The 7,224-nt window shown below is 49.3% G+C and carries 5 protein-coding genes and 1 pseudogene; 2 read left to right on the top strand and 4 right to left on the bottom strand.

Features of this window, described 5'->3' with window-relative positions; genetic code table 11:
- Positions 1–491: 491 nt before the first annotated feature.
- Together DZ54_RS22420 and viaA are read left to right on the top strand one after the other, a co-directional pair.
- Positions 492–2,158: pseudogene (locus DZ54_RS22420) on the top strand (AAA family ATPase).
- Entirely contained in the window at positions 2,145–3,566 is a 1,422-nt protein-coding gene (viaA, locus tag DZ54_RS22415) for an ATPase RavA stimulator ViaA (protein ID WP_037354843.1), read from the top strand. Before DZ54_RS22420 ends, viaA begins: the two are co-directional and overlap by 14 nt.
- On the opposite strand, the gene DZ54_RS0115425 is transcribed toward viaA, so the two are convergent.
- The 4 genes from DZ54_RS0115425 to DZ54_RS0115410 form a co-directional block, all read right to left on the bottom strand.
- Positions 3,537–4,526 carry an EamA family transporter gene (locus tag DZ54_RS0115425; protein ID WP_025675043.1) on the bottom strand — a complete coding sequence of 330 codons (990 nt, stop codon included), beginning with the start codon at positions 4,524–4,526 and terminating at the stop codon, positions 3,537–3,539. The two genes, viaA and DZ54_RS0115425, sit on opposite strands and share 30 nt — an antisense overlap.
- A gap of 116 nt (positions 4,527–4,642) precedes the next feature.
- A complete protein-coding gene (locus DZ54_RS0115420) occupies positions 4,643–5,437 on the bottom strand; it encodes an ABC transporter ATP-binding protein (RefSeq protein WP_025675042.1) in 795 nt (264 codons plus the stop codon).
- Complete coding sequence (locus DZ54_RS0115415; RefSeq protein WP_025675041.1) at positions 5,434–6,345, bottom strand: ABC transporter permease; 912 nt, start codon at positions 6,343–6,345, stop codon at positions 5,434–5,436. Before DZ54_RS0115415 ends, DZ54_RS0115420 begins: the two co-directional genes overlap by 4 nt.
- Before the next feature lie 24 nt (positions 6,346–6,369).
- A partial coding sequence (locus DZ54_RS0115410; protein WP_025675040.1) for an ABC transporter substrate binding protein occupies positions 6,370–7,224 on the bottom strand: 855 nt, incomplete at its 5' end.

The following is a 7,224-nucleotide window of genomic DNA, read 5'->3' as shown; positions in this document are numbered from 1 at the left end:
GAATGATGAGCTTTCTTTGGAAAGTGATGCAGTTCGGTGTTGGATGATAAGTAAGCTGAGTGAAATTGATGGGGTTATCGATGAATTGCTGAATTGAGCAAGGCCTGGGAATGGACAAGGGATTGGGAGCCTCGATTTTCGGGACTTTTTGTGGCGTGAGAGGGGCAAAAATGGGACACTATTTGGGACATAATTTGTAAATGGGGCACTATTTGGGGCATGTTTTAGGGGGTTAAAGGGGTTTGTCGGGATTTGCATTCCCTACTTAAGGCGCTGAAAGTAAAAGGAAAGCCCGCCATGTCCCTCATTTGATAATTAAGAGATATTTTCATACATAAAGTAATATTAAGTTACATAGTAGGTCGTTTTTTAAGCATAAAAGCCACCTACCAATGGCAAAGTGCCTGAACCTTGCCATGGTTAAAGAGCAGCAAAGCTTTTTAGTGAAACGCGTTAACGATGACACCTAGCCATAAATAGCGGAGTGCCACTTGTCTCAAAATCTTGCCACCGTCAGCCGTCGCGCTCTGTTGCCCGAGCGTATTGCCAGCCTTATTGATGCACTATCTAGTGGGGTTTATGAACGCGAGCACACCATCAAAATGTGTCTATTGGCCGCACTCGCTGGCGAAAGTGTCTTTTTGCTTGGGCCGCCAGGCATTGCCAAAAGCTATATTGCCAAACGTTTGATCGAGCGTTTGATAATAGCCAATTTTTTGAATATTTGATGACGCGTTTTTCGACACCGGAAGAAGTGTTTGGTCCGCTCTCGATTCAGGCGCTAAAAGATGACGGTAAATATGTACGCTTAACGGAGGGTTATTTACCGAATGCCGACGTTGTCTTCTTAGACGAAATATGGAAAGCAGGCCCAGCGATCCTCAATACCTTACTCACCGTGGTGAACGAACGCACCTTTAAAAACGGTGAACATGTTTATCCTGTCCCCATGCGGTTGTTGGTTACCGCGTCTAATGAATTACCTGATCCAGATAGTGGCCTCGATGCGCTCTATGATCGTATGTTACTCCGCGTTTTCGTCAATCGAATCCAAGAGAAGAAAAACTTTAAGCTGATGCTTACCGAGCCAAACCAAGGTGAAGCCACGATATCGGACCAATTAAAAATCGGTTATCAAGAATATCAAGAATGGCAAACGGTCATCCCCACGTTGACATTTTCCGACACGATTTTTGAAAAGCTGTATACGCTGAAAAAGCGGCTGGAGCATGCGGCGAATGACCAAACCCAGTTTGATCCTTCTGAGCTGTATGTCTCTGACAGACGTTGGAAAAAAGCGGTGCGTTTACTGAAAGCTGCGGCATTTTTTAATGGGCGAGATGAGGTCGCACCACTTGACTTGTTACTCCTCGAAGATTGTTTATGGCACAGCCCAGAATCACGCGATGTGGTCACCCAGGTGATGCGTCGCTTTGCGGCTGAAGTCTTGTTTGATCAGCAAGAAGTGCTGGCGTTGCTAGAAGATGTACAAGCGGCGTTAAGCGAGATTGAACAAAGCACCATCGACGCTTTGGCATATCGACAAGAAGCGAACAACTCTGGTCTTAGTCGAAAATCATTGATTGATGTGAGTCAATGTCCACGCTTTACCGTTAATCAAAGCCGCGATCTGGTTAGATTTGTTTTATTAAGTGCCAACCCTTCCGTATCAGAACAAGAAAAAGGGGATAGTCGCTGGATTTACCTAGATGCCGCTGATATCGAGAAAAAACTTAAAGCTGGAAGCACGGATTTATACGGCTATGTGAATAAAAATAATCACCTGTGTCGCCTGACGCTAGAATGGGATGCGCACCACGCGCTAGTGATCAAAGATATTGCTAACCGCCCGGTTCCGGTCGCTCTGGTTGGTGTTAATGATCCTAATCATGAGCAGTTAGCGCATTGGCGTGCGCAGACTGACCAAGCGCGTGAACAATTGCAGCATGCGCAGTTTTTGATCCGTCGAGCACGTAGTCAGCTCAATGCCAGCCTGCCTCACTTGTTTGCCCAACCGGACCTGCTTGAGACAGCATCAGCAAGCTTGGTTGATGTGGAACATCAAGTCAAAAATCAAATCGACACGCTAGAGCGTCAAGTCAATCGTCTAGCAAGACTGGGAGAATTTTTCTCCGGAGCCAGTGATGCTGAGTGCTGAGAGCCTAAACATGGGGTTAATGTTGGCTGAGTCGGGGTTGATCGATGCGGCCATGACCGAACTGATGTCTCATCCTCAGTTGCTCGTCTTGACAGAGCGCAGCCCCGCGATTAAACGTGCGGTGAAACAGCAGCTCAACCGCTGGCGTGGTCACACCCAACGTAAACTTGTGCAACAAGGTTTGTCGGACGCATTGAAAAAAGAAATTCAATGTTACGAGCAAGCGACAGAAAAAACTGCGCGTGATTTTGAAAAACAGATTGACGCGTTATTAGATGATTTAAAATCGGTTTCCTCTTTTTATGATCAAGCGAAAAGGCTGGCGGCACACCAGGCTGAGCACGGCGATCCTATGTTTCAATCGTATTTTTGTAATCGGTGGCACGCACACTTAAAAGCAGAAATAGAAAAGGTGCAATCTGAAAGCGTTGAAGCACAAAAGCAAAAGCTACTTGACGATCTTTACCGCCGAATCTCAACCTACCAGAAAATGGATGGTGTTGATCAGTCGGGCGATATCAGCAAAGTCGGTCGCCTGTGGGATATGGCGGCCAGCTCGTTATCTCAGCAAGATGTCACGCTATTAAAACGCTTTGTAGCATTTTTAGAGAAAAATCCCGAGTTGCAAGCGATTGCCGAGCAGCTGGGGCGAATGGCTAACCATGTTGATAGCCAAGGCCCTAGCCAGCAGCCGACGGAAACGCTAAAGACCGTGCCGGAAAAGCAAATTGATGTCCCTGATGACATCACCGGCATTTGCCAAAGTGATCGTGTCGACCGTCTCTTGCCCAATGAGGCCGTGCTGTTGGCGGATCCAGCACTCGAGACTGTTTTTTATAAGCAGCTTGTCGATAAACAATTGCTTAATTATCAAATGACGGGCCAAGCCCATCGTCGGAAAAAAGTAGAGACGCACGTCCCTAGCCAATCCAAGCCAGAGCAAAAAAGGGCCTTATCAATTGCTGTCGATGCCTCGGGCTCGATGAGTGGATTCCCAGAACAATGCGCCAAAGCGCTCGCCTATGTATTGATGCGCATTGCCGCGACGGAGCATCGTGATTGTTATGTCATGCTCTTTTCGACCGATCATATCAGTTACGAGCTAACAGGCGAGGAAGGTTTACAAGAGGCAATGAGCTTCCTCTCGTACCGGTTTCACGGTGGGACAGATATGGCGCCTGTGATTGAAAAAGCGCTCGATCTTATGGCTGGCGAGCGCTATCAAAACGCAGATTTAGTGGTGGTCTCGGACTTCATTGCCCCCAAGCAATCCGATACCATGATCGAAAAGGTCGAGGCATTGAAGGTAAAGCAAAATCGCTTCCATGCGGTCAGCTTATCAAAATATGGTAATCCTGAGTTGATGGCTTATGTTCGATCATTGTTGGTCAGTTATCAGCCTCTTTAGGGAGGACGCTTGCTCAATCAGTGGTGGCCAAGTAATAAGGTGGCCAAGTGAAAACATCACAGCGCAGACGTCGTCCGCGTTGCGAGATTTTAACCCCAGCCACCGGCCGATTCGCCGACCTAATACAGACAGACTCAAGCCGACAACAATCAACGCCGCCCCTAGCCATTCGATCATCGATAAGCTTTCGCCAAGCCCTATCGATGCCGCGCCCATGCCGACGATGGGGATCAATAGCGCGAAAGGAGTGACGGATGCAGAGGTATGCTGATTAAGAAGCCATCCCCAGATGGCAAATGCCACCAAGGTGGACAAATACCCTACGTAGGCTATCGAGAGCCAACCTGATAACGGCGTCGCTTGTAGTAATGCAAAAGGCTGATGGCTTTCAAACCAGTAGGAGAGGGCAAATAATGGAATCGGTGGGATTAAGCTCACCCACACCATAAAGTGCATAAGGTTCACGCCCGGCATCTGTTTCATCACCAAATTAGCGATTGCCCAGAAAAAGCCTGCCGCAACAATCATCGCCACGCCGGTGAATGTTGCGCTCCCGGTTGAGGTGAAAAAGAAGAGTCCAAAGCCGATAAAAGCAACAAGCAGCCCGATTCGCTGCGGCCAAGTGACCATTTCTCTTAAGATCAATGCGCTAAGTACAATGGTAAAAATTACTTGTGACTGGAGGAACAAGGAAGCAATCCCTGCTGATGCGTCATCCTGCATCGCCATAAACAGCAAACTAAACTTAATGACCCCCAAGCTAAGCCCGACAGCGAAAAGTTGCCACAGTTTGACTTTAGGTCGGGGAATAAAAAATACCGCCGGCAAGGCGACGATAAAAAACCGCAGCCCAGAGAAAAAAATGGGTGGCAGGGTTTCAAGTCCAACTTTAATCACCGAAAAGTTGACGCCCCAAATCAGCACGACCAACAAGGCGAGCAATACGCTTTTTATGTCCATGATCAATTCCTTACTAAGAGACAGTTACCCTAGCATGGATAGTGGGTTATCACGAAAAACTTGACAGGGAGAATGGAAAATTAGGCGCTTACCACGGGGATGAAGCGCCTAACCGATCAGCCAAGCAGTAAACTGTCGTCGGCCAAGGTTTCACCGCGCACTTTGTTGAACATATCCAAAAGATGTGGAACGTCCATGTTTTTACGTTCATCACCATGTACATCAAGAACGATATTGCCTTGGTGTAACATCACGGTCCGATCTCCGCACGCCAAAGCATCTTTCATCGAGTGGGTCACCATCATGGCGGTGAGGTTAAACTCATTGACGATGGTTTTGGTCAAATCAATCACGAATGCGGCCATACGTGGATCCAGTGCGGCAGTGTGTTCATCAAGTAGTAGCAATTTACTGTTCGATAAAGTAGCCATGACCAAACTTACCGCTTGTCGCTGACCGCCAGACAACAGGCCGATGCTATCACCGAGCCTGTCTTCCAATCCGAGGCCCAAGATAGCGATCCGCTCTTGAAATAGCTTGCGGCGTTTAGTGCCGAGTGCGCGCGACCAACCACGGCCTTTACCTCGCCGATAAGCCAGCGCTAAATTTTCTTCGATCGTCAACGACGCGCAGGTGCCGGCAAGGGGATCTTGAAAGACGCGTGCGGCCAGAGTAGCGCGCTGATGCACAGCCTTTTTGGTCACATCAATATCATCGATCATCACTTGTCCGCCAATCATGGGCGTTTCACCGGTGACTGCGCCAAGTAAGGTTGATTTCCCCGCGCCGTTAGAGCCAATGATGGTGACAAATTCGTTCTCGGGAATGGATAAGCTCACGCCCCGCAGTGCACGGTTTTCGAGGACGGTTCCTGGGTTAAACGTGACCTGAATATTGTTAAGCGTGATCATCCTGACACCTCGGCCTGTTTTGCGCGCTTGGACTTTTGATACTGTTGGCGCATTTTGGGGGCGATCAATGCCACGGCCACCAGCACCGCGGTGACCAAGTTAAGATCAGAGGCTTGAAGACCGAACATGCCACTCGACAATGCAAACCCGACAGCGAGGCGGTATAGAATGGAGCCAAGAATCACGGCTACAACGGCGACCCAGACTTTACGCCCAGGCAGTAATGTTTGTCCGAGGATCACGGCGGCGAGGCCGACCACGATGGTGCCAACGCCAGAAGTGACATCAGCAAAGCTGTTGGTTTGCGCAAATAATGCGCCGGCAAAGCCGACAAAGGCATTAGAAAGGGCGAGACCAAAATAGGTGTACATCGCTGTGCTGCCGCCTTGTGCTTGAACCATTCGCGCATTAACACCAGTCGCGCGTAAACCCAGGCCAAAATCACTGGCTAATAAGCGGATCACCAATAGCCCGCTAATGATCACTAACACGCCTACCACTAAGGGTCGTAGATAGACGGGGGCAATCCCAAGTGACTCAAAGGGCGTCAGAATGGTTTCTTCGCCGAGCAAAGCAATATTGGGGCGCCCCATAATGCGAATATTCACTGAAAACGCGGCAATCATGGTCAAAATACTGGCGAGCAAATTGAGGATGCCACACTTTACGGTGAGAAATGCGGTGACCAATCCTGTAATACCACCCGCCAAAATGGCCATTGCGGTAGCAAACCAGGGGTTATAACCGGCTACAATCAGGGTCGCGGCGACGTCGGCGCCCATCGGAAAACTGCCATCAACCGTTAAATCGGGAAAATCGAGTACACGAAAAGTGAGATAGACACCGAGCGCAACTAAGCCGTAAACCAGGCCGACTTCTAAGGTGCCGAAAAACGCAATTGCCGTCATTAACTACTCCTAGACTGATACAAACTAGTCTGTGATATGCGCGGCGCGATCTAAAATTGAGGCTGGCACGTCGATCCCCAATTTGTCCGCAGCCGAACGATTAACGGCTAAATCAGATCCTTCCGCAACGTTGGCAGGCAGAGACGAAATGGGTTCACCGTCTAAGATAGCCGCAACATAGTCTGCGGTCTGTACCCCGATTGAGTAATAATCAAACCCAAGTGCCACCACCGCACCGTTTGGGATATAAGATGTCGATCCCCCAAGGACAGGCGTATTGGCTGAGTTGGCGGCCGCGATTAAGCCATCAATGGCACTGGCGACGGTATTATCCGTTGGCGCATAAATAATATCTGATTGGGTGGCAACGACTTGCGCGGCAGATTGTACATCTGCGCTTTTCAAGGCCGTTCCTTCGATCACTTTAATACCATGTTCTGTTGCCGCTTTTTTTAGCAAATCGACCAAGGTGACGGCGTTCGCTTCACCGGGATTGTATACCACCCCGATCGTAGAAAGGTTAGGGAGAAGCTCTTTGGCGAGCGCGACATGCTGGGCAACAGGGGACAGATCAGACAACCCAGTCACGTTACCTGTTGGTGCGGCCATATCTTTCACCAGTTTGGCGCCGACAGGATCCGTCACCGCTGTAAAAATAATCGGGACATCGCGTGTCGCGGCCGCGAGTGCTTGGGCGGATGGTGTCGCAATACCCACTAATACGTCAGGTTGCTCGCCGACATATTGACGCGCAATTTGCACGGCGATGGCTGGGTTACCCTGGGCAGTCTGATATTTGAACGCCAAGTTATCATCTTGGATATATCCTCGCTTCTCCAAGCCGTCAAGCAAACCATTCCGGGTCGCATCCAGGGCGGG

Source organism: Salinivibrio socompensis S35, assembly GCF_000513715.1.
Taxonomy (GTDB): Bacteria; Pseudomonadota; Gammaproteobacteria; order Enterobacterales; family Vibrionaceae; genus Salinivibrio; species Salinivibrio socompensis.
The sequence above is the reverse complement of the archived record's forward strand: the minus strand, read 5'-3'. Positions and strand labels throughout refer to the sequence as shown.